A 23,795-nucleotide genomic window follows, 5' to 3' on the forward strand; every position below is an offset into this window, starting at 1 on the left:
TGTTCACCCCCATAGCTCAAGAGCCGTTTGTAGTTCTTCGTGTTGTCCAGCGGCATCCTGTAAGGATTCTCCCTGAAGCACCGCATCTATTGCCTGTCTGAAGGCACGGCCGCCTCCAGCTGCGCCAGCCGGATGTCCATGAATTCCACCGCCGGCATTGATGACACTATCAATCTCGTAATCAGCCAACAGTAAAGGCACAAGCCCTGGATGGATTCCGGCAGAAGGTACCGGGAAGCTTCGTTTCAATGGGCTATCCCTGGTCAGTTCCTTGCCGAGTGCAAGAGCAGCTGTTTTCTCCAAGGCAACACTGCCGTAAGGAGAAGGAAAGAGGGAGAAGTCTGCACCGGCATAGCGGATCAGTTTCCCGAGTGCGAGCGGCGCAGCTAGGCCATAAAATGCGGATGAAGTGAAGGCACCACTGAATGCAGGATGCGCCATCAACGGCAAACCGATCTCATCATCTTCCGCCAATTCCTGCAGCACATCGAGACCGTATGCGTGGACGTTGAACAATAAGGCATCCGCTCCCAGCTCTCGTGCTTTTCTTGCCTTCCCTCTCAGGTCGGAAGTTCTGCCCGATAGGTTTACCGCATAATATGTACGATGGCCCGTTTCTTCGTAGACATTCTCCAGTACTCTTTTACCCGTTATGATGCGGCTTTCGAATGGAGTCAGCGGATTGTCGAACAAAATTTCGTCGTCTTTGACAAGGTCTACGCCGCCTAAAGCCTGCTCGCGCAATTGAGCAGACAGAAAATCCAAATCGCGGCCGATGACGCCTTTGAATATGCTCATCAGAAGCGGCCTTCCGGCTACGCCAAGTGTATTGCGAATTTCTTCTATGCCGAAGCGCGGGCCGGGAAAGTGGCTGAGCAAATCATGGCTGAAATCCAAATCCAGTAGCTTCACTTCACCATCCAGGGATAGTTTGCCGAAAACCGTGGTCAGGATGGCAGGCAAGTCGGCTGAAAAATTGATGCTCGGGTAGGCAATCTCGAGTTCTGCCTTTATCAGCTCCGGCTTCAATGGATGGCTGTCTTCTGCGAATTCTTCGATGGAGACAACATGTCCCTTATGGTGTTTCAGTTGTGCCTGTTCAAGCAGCGGCAAGTCTGTCCAGGAGCCGATTGTCAGACCCAAAGCGATGCCTTCCGCTTTTTTTTCGAAGGAACCGGGCTTTCCATATACTTGATAAGTAGCAGTCAATACGCTCATCTATTCCACACTCCCATGCAATTTAAAAAATAAAAAACCTCTTCAAATAAGAAGAGGTTAAGGGCGTTAACAACTTCTTATTTCTCAGCCATCGGTTCTGGCTGCAAGAATTAGCACCGTGTCCACCATTGGACCGGTTGCCGGGTATCGTAGGGCTTGTCCCTCCACCTGCTCTGAATAAGAAAGATATGAAATTGGGTAAAACAATTTTATAGGTTCAATCCAAAATAAGTAAGTCGATTTAATACAGTAAAGTAATTCTGATTATTTCATGTGCGCAGAAGTCTGTCAACTCTGTTATCAAAAAACTGTTTTTATTTGAAAAATCCGTTGACAGTCAATTCTGAATCGTGATAGGATTCTCTTCATAAACTTAATAGTAATACACGTAGTACTCTTATCAAGAGCTGGCAGAGGGATTTTGGCCCGATGACGCCCAGCAACCGACCGTAATACCGTTGTGAGACGGGGCGCTTTGGCGCCAGGATGAATTTCCTGTAAGGCACGGTGCTAATTCCATCAGAAATTTATTTTCTGAAAGATAAGAGGCATGGAATCTCTTATTCTGGCCTCTTTCTTTTTGAAAGAGGCTTTTTATATTGCAGAAGAAAGGAAGATAAATGATGACTCTTACTGTTCCAACCACTTATAAAGCATTAACTGAATCGACGGCGATCGCATTGGCGAAGGTTGTCCACCCATTCGATGGCGATGCCCGATTGACTTGCCGGGAAATTGGCGACGGCAACTTGAATTATGTCTTTCAGATTGAAGATCCGCAAACCGGCAAGCGGCTGATCATCAAACAGGCGCTGCCATATGCGAAAGTAATCGGTGAAAGCTGGCCGCTGACCTTGAAGCGGGCGACCATTGAAGCCAATGTCCTGAGAAAACACGGAGAGTTCGTTCCTTCATTGGTACCCGCAGTCTATGCTACGGACGAAGAGCTGGCCATTACGGTGATGGAAGACTTGTCTCATCTGGAGATTGCAAGGGAGGGCTTGGTCAACGGAAAGAATTTCCCAAGGCTGTCGCAGGATATCGGCGAATACTTGGCGGAGACTTTATTCCATACATCGGATTACGGCTTGCATCCTTTTGAGAAAAAGGGATTGGCTGCTGAATTCTCCAATCCGGAGCTCTGCAAGATTACGGAAGACCTCGTCTTTACAGATCCCTTTTTCGATGTTGAAACCAATGATTACGAACCGCAGCTCCAACCAGCGGTAGAAGCGATTTGGAATGACCGGAAACTGCAGCTGGAGGTGGCGAAATTGAAGAAGAGCTTTTTGACTGAATCGGAAGCGCTGCTGCACGGCGACCTTCATACAGGCAGCATCTTTGCGAGCCAAACGGAAACCAAGGTCATTGATCCGGAATTCGGCTTTTACGGTCCGATCGGATTCGATGTCGGCTTGTTCTTGGCAAACCTCATGTTCCAGTCCATCACGCGGGAGGATGGAGATCGCCAGGTAATTGTAGATCATATTGAAAAGACATGGGAAGTTTTCGCTTCCCGCTTCACTGAGCTATGGAAAACAGAGAGTGTCGAATCGTTTAAAGAGACAGAAGGCTATTTGGAGTACGTACTTGAGAAGGTGCTGACAGATGCAGCCGGTTTTGCAGGATGTGAATTGATCCGCCGGACGATTGGCTTGGCGCATGTCAAAGACTTGGACAGCATCGAAGATACAGAAAAAAGAATCCACTTTAAGAAACAGGCGCTGCGGGCAGGACAAGCATTAATCCTGAAGCGCCAGCAGACAGCGTCGATTGGGGATGTACTGCAAATTCTGGAGGAGGCGCACACATGAGCATTCCTTTATCCATCAAATGGGACGGCCAACAGCTGACTATTCTGGATCAGCAGAAGTTGCCGCATCGTATTGAATACTTGACGCTTGAAACGGTGGAAGACGTGTACAAGGCTATTTTTTCATTGAAAGTCCGTGGAGCACCTGCAATTGGCATCACCGCCGCATATGGACTGGCAATCGGGGCTCAGCGGCACGAGACGGATTCACTGGAAGCCTTTGGGCAATACGTCGAAAAAGACGCGGCGTATTTGAACGCCTCAAGACCGACTGCGGTCAATCTCGGTTGGGCGCTCAGCCGTCTGAAAGATAAATTAAGCGAAGCGGAGAACGTGCCACAAGCAAAGCTTCTGTTGTTGGCGGAAGCTGTGAAGATCCACAGGGAAGATGAAGAATCCTGCCGCAGCATCGGCGAACATGCGCTGGTACTGCTGCAGGGGCAAACGAAAGTCATGACGATCTGCAACGCCGGTTCGATCGCCACCGCCAAATATGGCACAGCTTTAGCGCCGTTCCATCTGGGAAGTGAGCGTGGCCGGCAGTTTGAAGTGTTCGCCTGTGAAACCCGCCCGGTCTATCAAGGCGCACGTTTGACGGTATGGGAGCTGCAGCAGTCGGGAGTCGATGTCACGCTGATCACCGACAGCATGGCAGCACACACCATCGGAGCGAAAGGCGTGGAAGCCATTATTGTCGGTGCGGACCGCATCGCTGCAAATGGCGACACGGCCAATAAAATCGGCACGTATAATCTGGCTTTGTTGGCGAATGCATTCAAAATTCCATTTTATGTAGCGGCGCCGGCATCGACTTTCGATCTGTCGATTGAAGATGGCACTGCGATTCCGATCGAAGAGCGCAACCCGGAAGAGATCACCCACATGAATGGACAGCCGGTGGCACCACTCGGCACAAAAGTATTTAATCCGGCATTTGATGTCACACCGGCACATCTCATTACAGCAATCATCACTGAAAAAGGCATCATTCAATCCGATTATCAAAAAAACATCCCTGATTTGCTTGGTGCATCTGCAGGAAAAGGAGAAAGAATATGAAAAAACAATCCATTTGGCTGCTTGCCGCACTTTTATTTATCAGTATTTTATTGGCTGCCTGCCAACCACAAGGAAATGTCAACGAAGAAACGACTTCTTCAGATACCGAGGCTGAGGCTTCAGATCACCCGCTCGCAGGCAAGGAAATTGCTTTGATCATGCAAATCAACCTGGGGACATTTTCTGCCCAGTATATTGCAGGTGTAGAAGAACAGGTTGAAAAATTCGGAGGCAAAGCGACAGTTTTCACTTCTGAAGGTGATTTGGCGAAAATGGCGTCCAATCTGGATGCAGCGATCAACCAGGGCGTCGATGGCATCTTAATCGACCACGGAACAAAAGAAGCATTGAACCAAGGGGTTGAAAAAGCACTTGAAGCAGGGATTCCGGTAGTAGCGTTTGATGCAGGAATCGATGTAGAAGGCGTTGTCTCTTTGGAACAGGGTGATCAGCAGATGGCTGAAATGACTTTGGAAAAACTGGCGGAAGATGCCAATGGCGAAGCCAATATCGTGAAAATCTGGACAGCCGGATTTGCACCAATGGAAAGACGCCAAGTGGCATATGAAAAATTCCTAACTGACAACACGGGCATTAAGGAAGTCACATCATTCGGTGCGGCAACCAACAATACGGCACTGGATACACAGTCACAGATGGAAGCTGTGTTGAAGCAATACCCGAATGAAGGGGAGATCACAGCGGTCTGGGCGGCTTGGGACGAATTTGCAAAAGGTGCAGTCCGTGCCATTGAACAAGCAGGGCGTACAGATATCAAAGTCTACGGCATCGACATGAGTGATGAGGACCTGCAATTGATGCAAAAAGAAAATAGCCCGTGGCTGGCTTCAGCAGCTGTGGATCCGACGGACATCGGACGCATTCAAGTGCGTTACCTGTACCAGCTGTTGAACGGTGAACAACCGGAAGAAAAAGTGATTTTGGAACCGGTTTTCGTGGAGGCGGAAAGCTTGCCGGAAGAAACGGTGACAACCGAAGAATTAAGCGAATATGTAGAAGGCTGGGGCGCAAGTGAGCAAGGGTATACGGATGAGCTGCGCGAACTGGAAGGCCAATAATCTTCACCATCTCAAGCTGTCCTGAAAGATGGGGCAGCTTTTTTTACCAGAAAGGGGCATCTCAATGGCAGGACCTTTACTATCGATGGCCGGCATCGGAAAAAATTTTGGACCGGTAACAGCATTGCAAGGAGCGGAATTCCATTTGGAAAAAGGCGAAGTCCATGCCATTCTCGGCGTCAACGGGGCAGGAAAAAGCACCTTGATCAAAATTCTGTCGGGCGTCTATCAACAGGATGAAGGAACGATTCATCTGGACGGCTCCGCCATTCGGCTGGAGTCGCCGAAAGCAGCGAAAGAACAGGGAATCTACTGCGTTTATCAGGAAGTGGATACGGCCATTGTGGCTGAATTGACTGTAGCAGAAAATATCCTGCTCGACACATTCTCCGGCAAGGGGAATCTATTCGTCTCCAAGCAGAAAATCAATAAGCGAGCCTATTCAGCATTGCTTGAACTTCAAGCGGAAACCATTGACGTCCAGCAAAAAGCGGCAAGCCTGACATTGGCGGAAAAGCAGATGGTGCTGATTGCCCGAGCATTGGTGCATTCAGCGAAAATCATCATTTTCGATGAACCGACGGCTCCGTTGTCGATTCATGAATCGGAAAAACTGTATGCCGTCATTTCAAAATTAAAAGCGCAGGGGGTTGGATGTGTCTTTATTTCCCATCGCTTGCCGGAAGTGTTTGAAATCAGCGATCGGATTACGGTTATGCGGGAAGGGACGCTTGTCAAAACCTATGATACGGCAGAAGCCGATCAAGATGGTGTGATCGAAGCGATGCTCGGTGCAGCACTCAGCCACGAATTGGAGCCGCGGGCGCATGACATCGGAACCGCTTTGTTGGAAGTCGATCATTTGTCCGATGGGCAAAAGCTCAAGGATTTGTCGCTGACGGTTGCAGTGGGTGAAGTAGTGGGTGTCGTCGGACTGGTAGGGGCAGGCAAAACGGAGCTCGCCAAAGCATTATTTGGCGGAACCCCTTTAACAGCCGGAACAATTAAACTGGCGGGGAACGCAGCTAAAATCAAACATCCGGCAGATGCCATCAAAGCAGGGATGGCGTTGATTCCGGAAGAGCGGCGAAAAGAAGGCTTGTTTGTCCAGGAATCGCTGGAAGCCAATGCTTCATTCCCCAATCTGAAAAAGTTCTCCAAGCGCCTGTTGATGGATCGAAAAGCGGAAAAGCGTTTTGCCGATGAGATTATTGAACGGTTGCGCATCAAAACTGGCAGTACAGAAACACCGCTTGTCCATTTGAGCGGCGGAAATCAGCAGAAAGTGGCGATCGGCAAATGGATTTCCCTCGATTCCGCCCTGTACTTGTTTGATGAACCGACAAAAGGCGTCGATATCGGTGCCAAAGTCGACATCTTTAAACTGATCCGCCAATTGGCCGAAAGCGGCAAAGGATGTTTGTATTTTTCAAGTGAGATTCATGAGGCCATTGGAATTTCCGATCGGATTCTCGTAATGTACAACGGTCAAATCGTGAAGGAGTTATCACGACAAGAAGCGACCCAAGAAAGGATTTTATTGTATGCAAGTGGCGGAAAAGAAGAACTTGGGGAAAGGCAAGAGCTCGGTGAAAGACAACGCAATTCAGTTTCTGTTTAAATATGGCGCCATCGCATTACTGGTCTTCATTATTTTTTATTTCAGCACGATCAGTGATGCTTTTTTCACATATGGTAATTTTACGGATATTTTGCGTTCAATCTCCATTGTGACTTTACTGGCTTTAGGCGTGACGTTCACGCTGGTGGTGGATGGTTTTGATCTGTCTGTAGGTTCGACGATGTCTTTATCAACCGTCGTTTCCGCCTCATTGATGGTGTGGTACGACATGCCATTGTGGCTCGTGCTGATCCTGCCGTTGCTGATCGGGGTTGCAGTCGGAGCGGTCAACAGCTTTCTGATTGTCGTCATCGGCATTCCGGATCTCTTGGCAACTTTGAGCATGATGTATATCGTGGCTGGTTTGCACCGGACCTATACGGAAGGCTATTCGATTTATAACAATATGCCGCTGACTTCAGGAGGCACTGCACCCGGCCAATTGTCGGAAGCGTTCCTGTGGATTGGCCAGGGGCAGATGCTGGGTCTGCCGGTTCCGGTATGGATCATGCTGGTGATGGTCCTGGCTTCTTATGTAGTGCTCAACCATACCCGTTGGGGAAGAGTGCTCTACATGACTGGCGGGAACGCCGAAGCGGCTACGCTGTCAGGTGTCAACGTCAAAAAAGTGAAGTTCACTGCCTACGTCATATCCGGTATCTTTGCTTCTATGGCGGGCATCCTGTTTACGGCACGTGTAGGTTCCGGACAGATTGACGCAGGTGCACCATTGATGATGGAGGCGGTTGCGGCTGTCTTTGTCGGCTACTCGGTATTAGGGGCGGGAAAACCGAATGCACTCGGTACATTTTTCGGAGCGGCTGTCATCGGCATCCTATTGAATGGCTTGACGATTCTCAACCTTCCTTATTACGCATTCGACATCATCAAAGGAGGCGTGTTGGTCGCTGCACTGGCAGTCACTTATGTATACGCCAAAAAGAAATTCTCCAAAACATGATTCGCAAACAAAGAGGCTTCCTATACGGAAGCCTTTTTGTTTGTCATTATTTATCCGGCGTATAGCTGGCAATGAGGACGCCTGAGTCTGTGGAACGGATTTCCTGGAGATTGAACATTTTCTGGTCGGCATTTTCCTTGAACAGCCGTTTTCCTTCACCTAAAACGAGCGGAAATGTCATTAGATGCAATTCGTCGATCAAATCATACTTTAGTAAGGTTTCGATAAGCTCGGCACTGCCGTAGACCAACAGCCGCTGCCCAGTTTTTTTCAGCCTGGCAACTTCCTGCGGCACATGGCTGGTGATCAGGCGGGCATTCCATTCTGTGCGTTTCAAGCTGGTGGAAACCACATACTTCGGCAATTTGTTCATTCGTTCGGCAAATCCCTCTTCATCTTCTGCCGCTGGCCATGCTGCCGCAAATCCTTCATACGTGACCCGTCCGAGCAGCAGTGCATCAGTGCCGAACAGCAGATCCAGTTGGAACTTGGCTATCTCATCATCCCAATAAGGCGCAGTCCACGAAGGTTCCTCCATGACTCCATCAAGCGTCAAATACATCGCTACAACAATTTTTCCCATGACCATTCTCCTTTGCGAATGAAATACGAACGGGTGGCCCTTTTATACGGAAGTAATTTAGATAAGGAGCAGAGTCTATAGTAGATTTAATTCGAGCTCCATTTAAAATACCCTTTAAATCGAGCGGAGCAACTGAAAATATTCGGCCAGTTGGATATAGATAGGAAAAATAGAAAAAGTTAAATTTTTTTGCTAAAAATCGACAGTTCTTATTACTTATAAAGTAAACTATAAATACCATAAAAAGGGGAGTGATAGATTATGCATTGCAATAGCTGCACAGTAGCGGCCCTCAAATTCGAAATCAAGCTGGAAGGTCAGATGAATCTTTCAGTTTTACAAATAGTCATAGATCATTTGGGAAGAAGAGAAATAGAAGTTGCCGTTAAAGGGAATAAGCTGCAGATGGATGAAAAAGGAGCGCGTGAGTTCCTGGATTTTTGCAGGGATCTGCTGGATATGGACCAAGTGACGTTCCGCATCAATCAGGAATCCTGGCAGCCAGTAGAGGGGATGTCCCAGGTTTTCGCAACCGAATGGATAGACGAGGTCATCAAAAACGAACGTTTGACCTGCCATTACCAGCCAATTGTGGATGCGGATGAAAAGATCTTTGCCTACGAAATGCTGGCGCGCTTTCAAAACGAAGACGGTTCGATGATCTATCCCAATGAAATTTTTCCCGCTGCAAAAACCCGCGGACGGTTGTATGCTTTGGATCGGGTCTGCAGAATGACTGCTGTAAAATATGCTGCTGCGCTGAAAGGGGAGAAGGCGTTCATCAATTTTATCCCCACATCGATTTATTCGCCTGAATTTTGTCTGCGTTCGACAATTTCATTGTCTGAGCAATTAGGCGTCGATTCGAAATCTCTGGTGTTTGAAGTGGTGGAAACGGAAAAAGTAGACGACTTGGATCATTTGAAAAAAATCCTGACTTATTATAAAGAAAAAGGATTCGATTACGCATTGGATGACGTGGGTGAGGGCTACAGTACCATTGAAATGCTGGCAGATTTGAAGCCCAAATATATGAAGTTGGATATGCAGTTTGTCCAGGATGTTGCAACGGATACGGATAAGCAGAAGGTTGCCGAGAAGTTTCTGAAGAAAGCTTTGGAAATCGGTTCTGTGCCTTTGGCGGAAGGCATCGAAACGCCTCAGGACTTTGATTGGCTGAAGCAACGGGGATACCAATTGTTCCAAGGCTATTATTTTGGGAAACCGGCGGCATCGCCTTTGTATGAAAAGAGAAACGAAGCGTAAAAAGGTAAGTTAACAGCCATTGTGATTGCTGTCTTTTTTACAGAAGTGTCGTCCACACAGAAAGAAAATAAAAGCTGTCGAGAACACTTAAGTTCTCGACAGCTTTTATTTTTTCAATAGCAAATAGATGAAATAAGGAGCTCCGATCAGCGCAGCCATGATGCCTGCTGGAATTCCGGAAGGTTCAAGCAGATTCCGGCCGATGGTATCCGCCAGCAGCAACAGCCAGCCGCCGATCAGGATGGCAAGCGGCAGGAACAATTGATGGCGCGGACCCACAATGGATTTAGCGATATGCGGCGCCATCAGGCCGATGAACGCAATTCCTCCGGTGACCGAGACAGCAGAAGCCGCAAGAGCGACAGCGGCGATCAGCAGAACGAGCCGTTCCTTTTCGATGGAAACGCCGATGCCTACAGCGACCGGGTCACTGAGGCCGAGGACGTTCATCCGATTGGCTTTGTACAAGGTGAACGGAATCAGCACCAGTAGCCATGGCAGAATGGCTACAATGAACGGCCAATCGGCACCCCAAATATTGCCGGCCAGCCAATTGGCGATGAAATCGACTTTTTCCGGTTCCGCTGAGGAAATCAAGACGATCATGACTCCGGATAAAGCCATTGAAAAACCGATTCCGACGAGAACCAGACGGATTGGCTGCAAACCGGTGTTGCGTGAGTAGGAAAACGCATAAATTAATGCGGCAGTTGCAAGTGCGCCACCGAATGCCACGATCGGCAGCAAGTAAACGAACGCGCCTGCTTCCACCGGAATGAATAAGAAGAAGACCGCTATGGCGACGCCGGCACCGGAGTTGATGCCGATGATTCCGGGGTCTGCGAGATCGTTGCGTGTCACGCTTTGCAAAATGGCACCGGATAAGGCCAGCGCCATTCCGGCCAGCAACGTGATCAAAATACGCGGAAGCCGGATGGAAAACAGGATGAAATCTTCTTTGAATGTCCCTTGGCCAAAAATTGCCGGTACTAGTCGGTCATAGGAGATGGGAGAATAGCCCAAGCCCATACTGGCGATCGCCGTCAACAGGATCAACGCCAGCAATAAGTAATACGAAATCCGTTGTTTTTTGCGTAAGCTTGGATGGATCATGCGAATGCTTTGCCTCCTTTACGGACAATGATCAGGAAGAAGGGCAAGCCGATAATCGCAATGATCGCTGCCACTGGCGTTTCAAATGGTGCATTGATGGTCCGGCCGATCAAGTCGGCGAGCAGCATGAAAATGGCTCCTGCCACTGCAGACATCGGAATGATGAAGCGGTAATCGGTCCCGACAATCGCCCGCACCACATGCGGAATCATCAAGCCGATAAAGGCCATATTGCCCGCAAGCGCAACTGCTGCACCTGCAAGAAGTGTGATGATGACAAAGAGAATCGCCTTGACCTGCGCCGTTCTTTGGCCAAGCCCGATGGCGGCTTCTTCACTTAAGCTAAGGATGGTCAACTGGCGTGACAGCAGCAATGCAACCAGCAAAGCTACGGCGATAAATGGCACAACCACCTGCAGCTGCCCCCAGGAGGTGCCGATCAATCCGCCGGCTGTCCATTGGGAAACATTTTTTGAAATATTGAAATACAGGCCGATTCCTTCAGCAATCGCTGTCAGAAAGGCTGAGATGGCAGCACCGGCAAGGACGATCCGAAAAGGCGAGAATCCGCCTTTTTTTGCAGCGCCGATACCGAACACCAAGGCTGCTCCGGCTGCTGCCCCGATAAAGCAGGCAATCATGATGCCGAAATAATTGGCTGCAGGAATGAAGGCCAATGTAAAAGCAAGAGCGGCATTGGCACCGGCGGTCAAACCAAGAAGACCTGGATCGGCCAGCGGGTTGCGGGTCATACCCTGCATCATTGCGCCGGATACTGCAAGAGCAGCACCTACAAAGATGGCAGCAATTTCACGCGGCAGACGGATTTCCCGAATGACACCGATGCCGTCACTGGAACTGGTTGAAAATAACGCAAGCCCCACTTCCTTCAGGCTGATGTCCGCCGCCCCGAAAATCAGGGAGACGATGAGTGTCAGCACTAATGCAAGCAGGCTCAAGATGAATTTAATTGGAAAGGAAACTTTAGGGCTCATTGATCATCATCTTTTCCTGAGATTAAAAGAGGAATTCTAAAATCAGAATCCCTCTTTTTTAGTATAGACGTTTATATTTGGCAAATTAAAGAATGCACTTTTTTGACAGCGCTTCGGCCGTTTCGGGCATGGCTCTTACAGGAAGCCTAGCCCTTGGACGCCGGCGCTGACACTGAGATACTTGCTTGATAAAAAGAGATCTCACTCACCTAAAAAGTTTTCGATAAAGAATTCCAATTGGTATTCCAATGAAATTGGATCGTTAAAGTAAAATTCTTTGGCATCAGCTTCAAAGATCTGGCCGTTTTGAGCGGCAGGTGTGTTTTTGTACAGGTCCGTTTCCTGGAATGAATTGTCCTGTGAACTGTCTTTGCTGAAGATGACGTAATCACCCATGTATTCTGGCAATACTTCCTGAGAAAGCATGTAGTATCCATCTGCTAAAGCCATCTCTTCCACTTTTGCCGGCATTTTTAACTTCATTTCCTGATAAAGAATTTCAGTTCCGCGTCCCCAGTTGTCTCCGAATACATAGATTTGCTTATCGAAGTTTTCAATAACGGAAACGGTTGTGTCTTCGCCGATTTCAGCGCGAATTTCTTCCCCGGCTTGCTGTGCCCGTTCTTGGAAGTCGGTAATCCAAGCTTGTGCTTCATCTTCTTTGTTTAATACTTTACCGATTTCCAGATGCTGCTCCAAATAGCCCACGTTGCCGTAGGTGAACGTGACCGTTGGTGCGATTTCACTCAATTTGTCGATGTTTTTTGTAGTTGAAGCGCCAATGATTAAGTCAGGTTCCAATTCAATGATTTTCTCCAGGTCTGTTTCTTCTACTTCTTCTACGTCTGCGAGCTCTTCTTCAAAACGCGGGTTGTTTTTTGCCCAGGAAGTTACTCCTACTAAAGGAACGTCTAAAGACATTGCGTCACCTGTGTAAGAAGTGAGCATGACTACGCGCTGTGGATCTGCAGGAACTTCGACAGGTCCGCTTTCAGATTCATATGTAATGGTTTCAGGAGATTTGTCAGATTCTGCAGCGTCAGCTTCTTCAGCAGTTGAATCGGAGTTGCAGGCGCCAAGGATCAGCAGCAAAGTAAGTAAAAGTATAGGCAAGAATAATTTTTTCATGTCGGTTAGACTCCTTTGATTAAGTTATAGGTGGTGCACATGGGTTTTTTGGTTCTTGGATCCAGGCCGATTTCTGCATCGATCCGGAAAACTTCTCTTAATACGGGTTGTGTAATGACTTCGTGGCAATTGCCCGCTTTGACGATCCTGCCGTCTTTCATCGCGATGATGTGATCAGCAAAACGTGCTGCCTGGTTCAGGTCGTGCAGTACCATAATGATGGTCCGTTCCTGGTCCCGGTTGAGTTGTTGCAATAGCTCCAGGATTTCCAGCTGATGGGCCATGTCGAGATAAGTGGTCGGCTCATCGAGGAAAATCATTTCGGTTTCCTGGGCCAAAGCCATCGCAATCCAAACGCGTTGGCGCTGGCCGCCGGACAATGCGTCGACAGGATGGTATTTGAAGAATTGCGTTCCGGTGACATCGAGTGCCCAATTGATGATTTCGTAATCCCGTTTGGATAATCGCCCGAAGCCTTTCTGGTAAGGGAAGCGGCCATAGGAGACCAGTTCGCCGACCGTCAATCCGGCGGCACTGTCCGGAGTTTGTGGCAGGATGGCCATTTTCTTTGCCAGGGACTTCGTATTTTCCTGTGCAATATTACTGCCATCCAATACTACGGATCCGGATTGATGCGAAATTACCCGAGTAATCGCTTTTAGAAGCGTTGATTTGCCACAGCCATTGGAACCGATGATTGTCGTAATTTTTTTATCTGGAATTTGGACTGTCAAATCTTTGACAATCAACCGGTCTCCATAGCCGATATTCAGCTCCTCGGTGAATAGGCGCACCATCCAAAAAACCTCCTTTTCTAAATTTATTCTCTTTTTCGTTGATAATGATTCTCATTTTCAGTACAATCAATACTATAAGACTAATTTTTTACATTGTCAATACGAAATCCAAAAGGACAGGAGTGAAGATAGATGGAGGAAAAAGAGCTTTTTGATGTAACGATTATAGGTGGGGGCCCTGCTGGATTATATTCGGCCTTCTACAGCGGCTTACGGGAAATGAAAACAAAAATCATCGAATTCCAACCGCAGCTGGGCGGCAAAATCCATGTATACCCAGAGAAAATGATTTGGGACGTGGGAGGACAGCCGCCGATTCAGGGAGCTAAACTCATCGACCAATTGGTTGCACAAGGGCTGACATTCCATCCGGAAGTCGTATTGAACGAAAAAGTGGAGTCCATAGCGAAAACCGAAGAAGGATTATTTGAATTGATCGGTTCTTCAGGAGAAGTGCATGTATCGAAAACCGTCATCGTGGCAGTCGGCGGGGGAATCCTCAACCCGCAAAAGCTGCAGATTGAAGGAGCGGAGCGCTTTGAAGTATCCAACTTGAACTACACCGTCAAATCACTGGAACGTTTCAAAGGCAAAACGGTGCTGATTTCAGGCGGCGGAAACTCGGCAATCGATTGGACCAACGAACTGGAGCCGATTGCCAAGCAAGTATATGTGACCTACCGCAAGCCGGAACTTGCGGGACATGAAGCGCAGGTGACCCAGCTGATGAACGGCTCGGCCATCTGTTGCCTTCATACCAATATCACCCGCCTCATTGCTTCGGATGACCGGGATGCCATCGAATTCGTTGAGCTGACGCATCAGGAAACAAACGACAAGCAAGTACTTCCAATCGACGAAATGATCATCAACCATGGTTACGAGCGCGACATCAGTCTGCTCGGCAATAGCCCCCTGAATATCGAAATCGCTGACGACTATTACATCGCCGGCACTTCAAGCAGCGAATCTTCAGTGGCCGGGCTCTTTGCGGCTGGGGACATTCTCCAGCATGAAGGCAAATTGAATTTGATTGCCGGGACATTCCAAGACGCAGCCAACGCTGTCAATAAAGCCAAGCATTTCATCCAGCCGGATGCCCATAAAATCGCGATGGTGTCTTCCCATAATGAAGTATTTAAAAAGCGCAATAAGGAATTGGTCAAGCAATTATTGGTGTAAGAAAGACCCCTTCCAAATAGTTTGATGCAGCTGGGACTGAGGTATAGAAGGCTGTGAAGAAAATTTGGAGGAGGAATTGATGATGGAATTGAAAGATTATGGAGCAGAATCGTTTGTTGTGAATATCGAAGAAGCGACTAAGCAAAATGATACATTCCGCACTGCTTTATGGACGGGAAAAAACCTGCAGGTAACTGTGATGAGCATTGAAGCGGGTGATGACATCGGGTTGGAAGTCCATGAAGGTGATCAATTCCTGCGGATTGAAGCTGGAAAAGGGTTTGTCCAGATGGGCGACAGTGAAGATAATCTTACTTTCGAAGAAAATGCCGAAGACGACTACGCCATCATGATTCCAGCAGGAAAATGGCATAACGTGACGAATACCGGCGATAATCCGTTGAAAATCTATTCAATTTATGCACCGCCTGAACATCCACATGGGACAGTCCATAAAACTAAAGAGATTGCTGAAAAAGACGAAGATGAGTAAAAAGACCGCATAAAAGTAATAGGGTTTGCTATCGATTGATAATAGTAAAATGGAATGTGAAATGGCCATCAAATCGTCTATAGATTTGATGGCCATTTCTTTATTTTAATAACAATAATAATTCATAAAACACTGGCATCACCAAAACGGCCAAGCAAGGAGAAAAAAGAAGCGCTTTTATTTATAAGCCAAAGCCGCAGCTTCCGCGCGCTCTTTTTTGCCATGCATCAGATAATAGAGGATGGCAGTAGCAAGAACCACAAAGCCCAGGACGCCGTAAAGCGAGCTATAGCCGATCAGCGGAACCACAAAGCCCAGCAGGTACGGACCGAAGCCGAGCCCGGCATCCATCGAGATGAAAAACGTTGAAGTCGCCAGGCCCATGCGGTGGGGTGGAGTCAGCTTGATGGCGACAGCCTGTGTAGTCGACTGCATATTGCCGAATCCGAATCCGATCAAGGCAGCGGCCACCAATAGACCCGTACTGCTGCTGGTGATGCTTAACACGAATAAGCCGGCAGCAAAGACGGCGAAAGCTGGATACATGATGAAGTTGGCTCCCTTCAGGTCCATCAGCCGCCCTGTAAATGGCCGTGAAATGAGGATGGCTATCGCATAGACCAGGAAGAAGTAACTGGCTGCTGCCACTAAATCCTCTTCCATAGCGTAAAAATTGATGAAGGACAGAACGCTTGAATAGCAAAGGGCAATCGCCAGACAAACCAGTGCAATCGGAACCGCTTTCGGCTCGACATAATCGGAAAGCTTAAACCCTTTCGTTTCGTCAGTCACAGATGGAGCGACAACCGGCGGTACATAAATGAACAAAGACACGATAAGGCTGACAACGCCGAGTGCCAGGCATACCGTAAAAATCATCTCATAACTGCTGTACTGGCTCATCATCAATCCGATGAAAGGACCGAAAGCCGTGGCTAAAGTGGCGCTGAGGCTGAAATAGCCGATGCCTTCACCTTTGCGTCTCATTGGGATGATCTGGGCAACGATGGTTCCAGCTGCTGTGCTGGCCATCCCCAATGTCATCCCATGAAGAAAACGGTTGAGCATCAGGAATGGAAGTCCGAAATTCAGGAAATAGAAAAACGTCGTCAACGTGAATAGGATAAGGCCGATGACCAAGGTCCGTTTGCGGCCCATTTTGTCGATGGTGCGGCCGATGACCAGCCGGCCTGCTAAAGCACCCAAGATGAAAATTCCGGTAACCAGACCAGCTTCGCTTGTAGAAGCATCGTATTCCTCAACGGCGTAGACGGCGATCGTGACCATCAATAGGTAGAAAATAAGGATCAAGAAAAAGTTCACTAAAGCAGTAACGATAAAATCCTTTGTCCATAAAGCGGGTTTTGAAGTATTCATATAGAAGTTCTCCTTGTTCTGCAATGTAATTCATATGGCTGAGAGGTAGGGGCATAAAAGAAACAGACAGCCAAATTCAGGCTATCTGTCTGCAGTCATCAATTTGAAGTTTTTGCTTCAATAAGAGCAGCGATTTTGGTGATTACCAGTTCACTGCCAAGCATTGGCGATTCTTTTTTCGGTTCATCACTGTCTGCATTCGTTTCGGGGCGCTTATGGGCTTCTTTGAAGGTGTCGCTGGTTTTCCAGGCTTCAAAGCTCTCCAGGTTTTCCCAGTACATATTGACGTTCAATTCATCATATTCTTCCAGGTTCTGAGTAATGGTCACTTCAACTTTGACGAAGCCTTCCATTTCCTGCAAAGCGCCTGGACGTGCAAAGTTAGGAGCCATTTTTTCAGCAAATCCTTTTTTCATTTTAATGCGGTTGGTTACGATGTACATCAGACATCTCTCCTTTTTGTTTGGTATTTTTGTCGCTCATTGATATTAACTTTACCACATTCTTCAAATCGATGTGTGTACTGCGGGTGTCATCCAAGATGTTCTGTCCAATCTGCTTCGTGTCGATTATAATTGTAAGAATATTGAGAGCGAGGTTAGTTAAATGATGCAGAAATTCAGCTGGGTAGGCAGCGAGGGAACATACATCGATCAGCCCGATGTCCAACGGCTCCAACATGCAGTGGTCGGCAGATTTGGTGGAAATTCAGCTGCCGGCCAAACCAAGAATGAAGATGGATGCCTGATTTGGATCGATGAGAAGGAAGAATGGGAATTCGTGATGGTTTTGGATGCGCATAATTCAGCCCAAAGCGCTGAATTGGTCATCAGGCAAATTGAAAAACACAGAACGTCAATCGCTCTTCTACTATCAGGTAAGGTTAGTGTTGAGGTGTTCAATCAAATGGAAAGAAAATTGATGCAGCTGTTTCAGGAAGACGGCTTTAAAGAAGCCTGCCGGCATGTGCAGGGCGAAACGGCTTGCCTGATCGCGGTAAGAAAAGGGAAATACCTGTACTGGTTTTCCATCGGCGATTGCCTATTGTACCTCTTCCATCCTGAGCTGGCCGCTTTTGGGCAATATCAACTCAATCAACGCCAATTTTATGAATGGGTCGGACAGGTGAACACCTTCGAGCAAGAAGTTCCGTGCTTCAGCAGCGGCATACGGGAATTGCGCCAAGGAAAAAATCAGCTCTTGCTGACAACGGACGGTCTGGTGGAATGCCCTAATGCAGTATTTGCTGAACCGGAAAGCATCTGGCAGCAATGCAGGGATGTCGATACAGCAGATGGAGTAGCCGCTTTACTGTCAATCATCCAAAAAAACCACGTCCGCGACAGCGCGACTGTGGTTTCCTGGACAGTGGAGATAGGAGAACCGGCAAGTTTTGCCAGCAATCAATAGCTTTCACTTTTCTGCAGATGGACCGTGCAATTATACAGCGAGCAATCCCACCGGCTTTCAGCGTTTTTCAAAATTGTGATGGATGTATTATCCATGGAAGTTTCCTGGAACTTATCCGGCATGAGTTTTTTCAGTGTGAGGCCGATCAATGCCCCGTGGCTGACAATGAGTACACGCTGGCCGCTGAAATCTTCCAGAATTTCTTCGATGCAAGCCAGTCCCCGATCAGCTGCCTCGTCGAGGTTTTCCATCGCCAAATCAAGTTTGCGCCAATCGGCTCCCCATTTTTCAAGTCGATCTTCTTCTGTAGTGCCTTCAATTTTACCGCCGCTTCTTTCGCGTAGCCGCGTGTCAAAATGGCTGACTGGCAAATGGAGCTTGCGGCCAATGATTTCCGCTGTTTCCTTAGCGCGGGATAAATCGCTGGAGATGATCAGGTCCCAAGTTTCTTCTGTGGCAAGCCTGTTTGCAAGCGCTTCTGCCTGCTGTCTGCCGGTTTCGTTCAACGGGACATCCGAAGATCCTTGGGCGATGCCTTGTATGTTCCAATCCGTTATGCCGTGCCGTACCAAACCAATTGTTGTCAATAGAGCCATCTCCTTTGGTGTGCTAGTTAAAAGGATACCTGAAATCAGACTTTAAGAGAAGAGAGGGCCATTCCAGATGAACCCACAGGAAATCTACCGTCAATTGCCGGTAATCGAAACGGAGCGTCTGCTCCTGAGAAAAATGATGATGAAAGATGCCGAGGATCTTTTTGAGTATGCCTCGCAACCGGAAGTTTCCAATTACTTGCCGTGGCAGGTCCACCAATCGATAGAGGATTCGATAGCATTTCTGAACTTTATTTTGGAAGGCTACAATCAGCAGTCCAAATTGACTTGGGCGATTGAATTGAAAAGCAACGGCAAGATGATCGGAACCATCGACTTCGTCAGCTGGAGCCCGAAGCGATATAAAGCAGAAATCGCCTATGTGCTGTCGCCTCACTACTGGGGGCGTGGGCTGATGGCCGAAGCAGCAGAGGCCTTGCTTTCGTTCGGCTTCCGGGACATGGAATTGAACAAAGTGGAAGCCCCGATTATGTTGGGAAATAAGCAATCTCAGCGGCTGGCAGAAAAACTGGGCATGGTACGCGAAGGCGTTGCTCGGCAGCATATGATTATTAAAGGTGAATTTGTAGATCTGGCGATGTATGCGGTGCTGAAGAGCGAGTTCAAACTGCCGGAATAAAATGAAAAGGCTGCCGGAAGGGCAGCCTTTTTTAGCGTTATGCAGTTTTGCGTTTCTGCTCGTTTTTATCGATCACCGTGCTCCCGACCAGGTCACCCGTTACATTCAATGCGGTACAGCCCATGCCAACCAGAGCATCAATGGCTGTCAGCAAGGCGACAGCTTCCATCGGCAAGCCCAACTGAACAAATACTGTGGCGATCATGACAATTCCGGCACCAGGGACGCCAGCGGTTCCGATGGATGCCAAAGTTCCGACCAGAACCACCATCAGCATTTCGGACAGGCTTAGAGGATCACCTACCAGATTTGCTGCGAAAACGGCGGAAACAGCAATGCGGATGGCGGCTCCATCCATATTGATGGTTGCACCGAGCGGCAGGCTGAAGCCATACAGACTTTTGGATAAGCCAAGGTTTTTGGCGGCAGTCAAGGTCAATGGCAAAGTCCCTGAACTGCTTTGAGTAACAAACGCAGTCAGCATAGGGGTACGCGCCTGTTTGAAAAACTGCCCTGGCTTAACTTTGAACAACAGCAGAACCAGCGTATAGAGAAGGATCTGGACAATCAATGCGGCATATAACACCAGCACCATTTCTCCGAGCGACAAAAGTGTAGCGAAGCCCTGGCTGCCGACAGTTTCGGCCATGATGGCGAAAATTCCGATCGGCACATATTGGAGAATGGCTTTCAGCACCAGCAAGGTCACTTCATTCAGCGCATTGACGGTTTTATACAAATGATCGCCCAAGCTTTCAAGTTCGCTGGATTGGCGCATATAGGACAGCGCGATGCCGAAAGCAAAGGCAGTAAAAATGATGCCGAGCAGATTAAGTTCGGTAAAAGCCGTAAAGATATTGGAAGGGACAATATTCAGCAAGACATTAATGACCCCCGGATTGTCCGGAACATCAAAAGTTTCATTGCCCTGCAGCTGCATGCCGGTTCCAGGCTGAAAGAGGCTTGCTACCGTCAAACCGACCATGATGGCAAATGCGGAGCTAAAAACATAGAAGATGAATACTTTACCGCCCATGCGCCCCAAATCGCCGATGGAGGATTGGTTGATGCCGACCATCATAGTGAAAAGAATCAGGGGAATGATCAGAAAGGTCAACAGGTTCAGCAGCAAATCGCCGAGCGGAGCCAGAACAGCTGCCTGCTCTCCAAAAATCAGCCCGACGGCAATGCCGAGTATAAGTGCAATCGTAATTTTAAATATCAATGAAGCGTCGAGATATCGTTTCCAAGCAGTTTTCATCGTGTCTCTCCTTTTTTCAAAAAATAAATCTTATATGTTTTATCGGAATTAACTTTCTTAACTTATACCAGAGTGTGGAGGACTGTCAAAATGTCTGCTTGTGCCAGAAAGGAAAGAGGAAATCAGATAGTGAATTTTGTTGCCGACAGCTTCAAAAGACAGAAAATAACCCCCAAACAGCATTGAATGGAGGTTTTTCGAAGTTATTTAAATCGTTTCTTTAATGAACTGGAAATGGCCTTTGCCGTTTGCTTTGACCTGGTACATGGCTTTGTCCGCTTTTTTCATTAAATCGACAGTGGTGGTCGCATCCGATGGATAAACAGCAATACCTATGCTAGGCAAGCTAATGATTTCAAAGCCATTAATGAGATGAGTTTGTTTCAGGGACTGGAGAATCTTCTCTGCGGTCTGTTCAATTGCTTCTAAATCATTTACGTCACGGATGATCAACGTGAATTCGTCCCCGCCTAGCCTCGATACGATATCATTCTCAAGAACACAGCTTTTAAGTCTATTTGCAACAGAAATCAGCAGTTCATCCCCGTTATCATGTCCTAGGGTGTCATTGATCTGCTTGAAATGATCCAGATCAATAAACATGACGGCGAATATCTCGTTTAGGGCTTCAGCTTCGGTTACAGCTTTTTTTAACGACTCCCCGAAATATAATCGGTTGGCTAAGCCGGTTAGAGGATCGTGATATGCCAGGAATTGAATTTTTTCCTCATTCTTTTTGTTCTCTGTAATATCTTTGCCGATTCCAAAGATACCAACAATATTATTGCGCACCTTAATTGGAATATTGGTGATGCTCAAATGATGGAATTTGCCTAGACGGCTGCGTATCGGCAATTCATAGCTTTGAGGTTGTCCTTCTAATGAACTTGCCAAAATTTCAGAAGCTTTTTGCTGCTTTTCTTCATCGATAAAAACAGTACTTGAGAGACCGATCAATTCGCTTTTTTCGTAACCGAAAAGAGCAATGGTAGCAGGGTTGGCACTTTCAAAACGTCCTGTTACATCAAGAGAATAGACAGCATCGGGATGGTAATCAAACAAGGATTTGTAGCGCTGTTCGCTTACATCCAGTTCTTCTGTTTTACAATGATATTGGCGCAGCAGTTGCTGGTTTTCCAAAATGATTAAAATCTGTCTCAAGATGACGAGCAAAATTGAGATTCCTGACCCGACGGTGACCACATCTATGCCGGTAGACCTGGATCCCATGAAGACAAATAAAATCAGTACATTTATATATGGGAGTGACAGACGGAAAGCATCCAATTGTTGTGGAGCCGCTTGCTCGGTTAAGGAAGAGCGTGGTTGCTGTACGGTTTCTGTCCGCAGGAATCCAGCGAATCCAATAAACAGAATAGCCAATATAAACAGCGGATCGATTATGCTTCCCGACTCGTATTGCTCAAAAGAAACCAAGTAGAGATAAGCAGAATCTGCGGTTATTTGAAAAAAGAGCCCGATCGATAAAAAGAGCAGGTTTTTAGTAAAAGTGGATTTCTGTGTGCCAAGGTAGATGCTGACGATTCCAAGAAGAAGAGCTAAATCACCGACAGGATAGGCGAGAGAGACAAGGAAAGAGTAAATGGAGAGGTCTCCAGCTTCAATAATTGGGCTAATCAAAAAATGCCAGCTGAAAGTTGAGGCGACAGTCATGACAATTAAAACATCTAAGAGGTATTTAGTAAATTGATGTTTTTTAACTTCTTTTATCAACTTATAAGAAAAGGCTCCCAGGTAAAAAACAATTTGCAGCATATAAAAGAAGTCGGGTGGTCCTGGGAAAGGAACTTCAATGCCTAATATGTTTTCATATACTATCCATAGAAACTCAGCTATGAAATAACTGAATGTCCCGGTGGTCAAAAGCAGCCAGAACATTTTTTCCTCTTTACAGCTTTTTCTGAATGCCCTGAATAGCCATACGAAGGCGATGAAACAGCCTAATACCGAAAGAATATTGCCCCCCAAAGTTAAGAGGGTTTCATGATCTTTCCAATTGCGCACCCAGAAAAAGTAAAAGGATGTGTAAAATAACATAAAGAAAATGCCTAAAAGTCCTTTAAATTGAGTAGTCATATATCATTGCTCCCTGCCTCTTGAAAAATTGACATGAGTTAAGCTCCAAAACAGGAAGTTAACGGGATAGTTCAAGAATAAACGTTTATTATCATACTACTGTATATACACGAGAAAGATAACACTATTTTGAATTTATTGAGAGAAATCTGCAAATAATTAGAATTAATTTCCAGTTAAATGGGTAATGACAGTAGCGTTCTTGAATCGATAAAAAAAGAAGCCTTTTATTATAAAAAAGGGCTTCTTTTTGCAATTAAAAATCGAAATTATCCGGATTCGGACCGACTCTCTGATTTTCATTCAACGCGGAAATCCGTTCCATATCGTCCTCTGTCAGTTCGAAATCGAAAATCTGGGAGTTTTGGATGATCCGTGCTTCCTTGATGGATTTGGGAATCGTCACGACCCCATTCTGCAAATCCCAGCGAAGGATGACCTGGGCGACCGTTTTTTCGGTCTTGGCGGCGATTTCCACAAGCAACGGGTGATCGAGCAGCTTGCCCTGCATCAAAGGTGACCAGGCTTCCAGCTGGATATCGTGTGTTTTGCAGAACTCATGCAAATCGGTCTGGGTCAGATGCGGGTGATACTCAACCTGATCGACCATCGGAACGATTTCTGTTTCTCTCATCAATTCTTCGAGATGATGGATATGGAAATTGCTGACGCCGATCGCTTTGACCCGACCATCTTTATACAAAGTCTCCAGAGCACGCCAGGCTTCTTTGTATTTCCCTTCAACCGGCCAATGGATCAAATACAGATCCAAATAATCCAAGCCGAGTTTCTTCAAGCTGGTTTCGTAGGCAGCAAGCGTCGATTCATAACCAAGATCGGAATTCCATACTTTTGAAGTGATGAAAAGCTCTTCTCTGGAGATGCCGGCTTCTTTCAAACCTTCACGGATTCCTTGGCCAACGCCTTCTTCATTGCCATAAGCGGCAGCTGTATCGATACTGCGGTAACCGTTGGCAATCGCAGTTCTGACCGCATCGATGACTTCCGCCCCTTCACTGACTTTGAACACGCCGAGACCGAACCAAGGCATTTTGACGCCGTTATGCAACGTAGTGGTATCTTGTAAGTTTTTCATGCTCATCATCCTC

The 23,795-nt window shown here is 47.2% G+C and carries 22 protein-coding genes and 2 riboswitches; of the genes, 10 read left to right on the top strand and 12 right to left on the bottom strand.

Features of this window, described 5'->3' with window-relative positions; translation table 11 throughout:
* Nucleotides 1-3: 3 nt before the first annotated feature.
* Nucleotides 4-1,218: a 2,3-diketo-5-methylthiopentyl-1-phosphate enolase gene (mtnW, locus tag K8U60_RS06705; RefSeq protein WP_223636182.1), complete on the bottom strand. Its 1,215-nt coding sequence runs from the start codon at nucleotides 1,216-1,218 to the stop codon at nucleotides 4-6.
* A gap of 74 nt (nucleotides 1,219-1,292) precedes the next feature.
* A riboswitch (SAM riboswitch) is annotated at nucleotides 1,293-1,402 on the bottom strand.
* Between the two features lie 210 nt (nucleotides 1,403-1,612).
* Nucleotides 1,613-1,766, top strand: a riboswitch (SAM riboswitch).
* Between the two features lie 75 nt (nucleotides 1,767-1,841).
* Between mtnW and mtnK the strand changes: the two genes are divergently transcribed.
* From mtnK to K8U60_RS06730, 5 genes are all read left to right on the top strand, one after another.
* Entirely contained in the window at nucleotides 1,842-3,032 is a 1,191-nt protein-coding gene (gene mtnK, locus K8U60_RS06710) for an S-methyl-5-thioribose kinase (RefSeq protein WP_223636795.1), read from the top strand.
* Nucleotides 3,029-4,090 carry an S-methyl-5-thioribose-1-phosphate isomerase gene (mtnA, locus tag K8U60_RS06715; RefSeq protein WP_223636185.1) on the top strand — a complete coding sequence of 354 codons (1,062 nt, stop codon included), beginning with the start codon at nucleotides 3,029-3,031 and terminating at the stop codon, nucleotides 4,088-4,090. The genes mtnK and mtnA overlap by 4 nt, the downstream gene beginning before the upstream one ends.
* Nucleotides 4,087-5,169 (top strand): sugar ABC transporter substrate-binding protein, encoded by a 1,083-nt coding sequence (locus tag K8U60_RS06720; protein ID WP_223636188.1) that lies wholly within the window; start codon nucleotides 4,087-4,089, stop codon nucleotides 5,167-5,169. The genes mtnA and K8U60_RS06720 overlap by 4 nt, the downstream gene beginning before the upstream one ends.
* Nucleotides 5,170-5,233: 64 nt before the next feature.
* Complete coding sequence (locus K8U60_RS06725; RefSeq protein ID WP_223636191.1) at nucleotides 5,234-6,790, top strand: sugar ABC transporter ATP-binding protein; 1,557 nt, start codon at nucleotides 5,234-5,236, stop codon at nucleotides 6,788-6,790.
* The gene (locus K8U60_RS06730; protein WP_223636194.1) at nucleotides 6,714-7,751 is read left to right on the top strand and encodes an ABC transporter permease; all 1,038 of its coding nucleotides are present in this window, start codon (nucleotides 6,714-6,716) and stop codon (nucleotides 7,749-7,751) included. Before K8U60_RS06725 ends, K8U60_RS06730 begins: the two co-directional genes overlap by 77 nt.
* Before the next feature lie 46 nt (nucleotides 7,752-7,797).
* Here K8U60_RS06730 and K8U60_RS06735 read toward each other — a convergent pair whose 3' ends face one another.
* Nucleotides 7,798-8,334: a dihydrofolate reductase family protein gene (locus tag K8U60_RS06735; protein WP_223636197.1), complete on the bottom strand. Its 537-nt coding sequence runs from the start codon at nucleotides 8,332-8,334 to the stop codon at nucleotides 7,798-7,800.
* A gap of 261 nt (nucleotides 8,335-8,595) precedes the next feature.
* Between K8U60_RS06735 and K8U60_RS06740 the strand changes: the two genes are divergently transcribed.
* Nucleotides 8,596-9,600 (top strand): EAL domain-containing protein, encoded by a 1,005-nt coding sequence (locus K8U60_RS06740; RefSeq protein ID WP_223636201.1) that lies wholly within the window; start codon nucleotides 8,596-8,598, stop codon nucleotides 9,598-9,600.
* 105 nt (nucleotides 9,601-9,705) lie between these two features.
* Here K8U60_RS06740 and K8U60_RS06745 read toward each other — a convergent pair whose 3' ends face one another.
* The 4 genes from K8U60_RS06745 to K8U60_RS06760 form a co-directional block, all read right to left on the bottom strand.
* Nucleotides 9,706-10,713, bottom strand: coding sequence for a FecCD family ABC transporter permease (locus K8U60_RS06745; RefSeq protein WP_223636203.1), 1,008 nt, complete (start codon nucleotides 10,711-10,713; stop codon nucleotides 9,706-9,708).
* Nucleotides 10,710-11,708, bottom strand: a complete 999-nt coding sequence (locus K8U60_RS06750) for a FecCD family ABC transporter permease (protein WP_223636206.1) — start codon at nucleotides 11,706-11,708, stop codon at nucleotides 10,710-10,712. Before K8U60_RS06750 ends, K8U60_RS06745 begins: the two co-directional genes overlap by 4 nt.
* A 201-nt stretch (nucleotides 11,709-11,909) precedes the next feature.
* Entirely contained in the window at nucleotides 11,910-12,836 is a 927-nt protein-coding gene (locus K8U60_RS06755; RefSeq protein ID WP_223636209.1) for an iron-hydroxamate ABC transporter substrate-binding protein, read from the bottom strand.
* A gap of 5 nt (nucleotides 12,837-12,841) precedes the next feature.
* Nucleotides 12,842-13,633 (bottom strand): ABC transporter ATP-binding protein, encoded by a 792-nt coding sequence (locus K8U60_RS06760; protein WP_223636212.1) that lies wholly within the window; start codon nucleotides 13,631-13,633, stop codon nucleotides 12,842-12,844.
* A gap of 132 nt (nucleotides 13,634-13,765) precedes the next feature.
* Here K8U60_RS06760 and K8U60_RS06765 point away from each other — a divergent pair, with 132 nt between their 5' ends.
* Together K8U60_RS06765 and K8U60_RS06770 are read left to right on the top strand one after the other, a co-directional pair.
* Nucleotides 13,766-14,815: an NAD(P)/FAD-dependent oxidoreductase gene (locus tag K8U60_RS06765; RefSeq protein WP_223636214.1), complete on the top strand. Its 1,050-nt coding sequence runs from the start codon at nucleotides 13,766-13,768 to the stop codon at nucleotides 14,813-14,815.
* A 79-nt stretch (nucleotides 14,816-14,894) separates the two neighbouring features.
* Nucleotides 14,895-15,308 (top strand): cupin domain-containing protein, encoded by a 414-nt coding sequence (locus K8U60_RS06770; RefSeq protein WP_223636216.1) that lies wholly within the window; start codon nucleotides 14,895-14,897, stop codon nucleotides 15,306-15,308.
* Nucleotides 15,309-15,485: 177 nt separating this feature from the next.
* Here the strand turns inward: K8U60_RS06770 and K8U60_RS06775 are convergent, their stop codons facing one another.
* Nucleotides 15,486-16,685, bottom strand: a complete 1,200-nt coding sequence (locus K8U60_RS06775) for an MFS transporter (RefSeq protein ID WP_223636218.1) — start codon at nucleotides 16,683-16,685, stop codon at nucleotides 15,486-15,488.
* A gap of 98 nt (nucleotides 16,686-16,783) precedes the next feature.
* Complete coding sequence (locus K8U60_RS06780) at nucleotides 16,784-17,128, bottom strand: heme oxygenase (protein ID WP_223636220.1); 345 nt, start codon at nucleotides 17,126-17,128, stop codon at nucleotides 16,784-16,786.
* 163 nt (nucleotides 17,129-17,291) lie between these two features.
* Between K8U60_RS06780 and K8U60_RS06785 the strand changes: the two genes are divergently transcribed.
* Nucleotides 17,292-18,095, top strand: a complete 804-nt coding sequence (locus tag K8U60_RS06785; RefSeq protein ID WP_317851915.1) for a protein phosphatase 2C domain-containing protein — start codon at nucleotides 17,292-17,294, stop codon at nucleotides 18,093-18,095.
* On the opposite strand, the gene K8U60_RS06790 is transcribed toward K8U60_RS06785, so the two are convergent.
* Complete coding sequence (locus K8U60_RS06790) at nucleotides 18,089-18,682, bottom strand: histidine phosphatase family protein (protein WP_223636222.1); 594 nt, start codon at nucleotides 18,680-18,682, stop codon at nucleotides 18,089-18,091. The two genes, K8U60_RS06785 and K8U60_RS06790, sit on opposite strands and share 7 nt — an antisense overlap.
* A 76-nt stretch (nucleotides 18,683-18,758) precedes the next feature.
* Between K8U60_RS06790 and K8U60_RS06795 the strand changes: the two genes are divergently transcribed.
* Nucleotides 18,759-19,328: a GNAT family N-acetyltransferase gene (locus K8U60_RS06795; RefSeq protein WP_223636224.1), complete on the top strand. Its 570-nt coding sequence runs from the start codon at nucleotides 18,759-18,761 to the stop codon at nucleotides 19,326-19,328.
* Between the two features lie 37 nt (nucleotides 19,329-19,365).
* Here the strand turns inward: K8U60_RS06795 and K8U60_RS06800 are convergent, their stop codons facing one another.
* The 3 genes from K8U60_RS06800 to K8U60_RS06810 form a co-directional block, all read right to left on the bottom strand.
* Complete coding sequence (locus tag K8U60_RS06800; protein WP_223636226.1) at nucleotides 19,366-20,589, bottom strand: dicarboxylate/amino acid:cation symporter; 1,224 nt, start codon at nucleotides 20,587-20,589, stop codon at nucleotides 19,366-19,368.
* Nucleotides 20,590-20,796: 207 nt separating this feature from the next.
* Nucleotides 20,797-22,488: a sensor domain-containing diguanylate cyclase gene (locus K8U60_RS06805; protein WP_223636228.1), complete on the bottom strand. Its 1,692-nt coding sequence runs from the start codon at nucleotides 22,486-22,488 to the stop codon at nucleotides 20,797-20,799.
* A 454-nt stretch (nucleotides 22,489-22,942) separates the two neighbouring features.
* On the bottom strand, nucleotides 22,943-23,788 hold the full coding sequence (locus K8U60_RS06810) for an aldo/keto reductase (protein WP_411730353.1): 846 nt from the start codon (nucleotides 23,786-23,788) through the stop codon (nucleotides 22,943-22,945).
* Nucleotides 23,789-23,795: the final 7 nt, after the last annotated feature.

The organism is Planococcus circulans, from assembly GCF_020023385.1.
Classification (GTDB): Bacteria; Bacillota; Bacilli; order Bacillales_A; family Planococcaceae; genus Planococcus.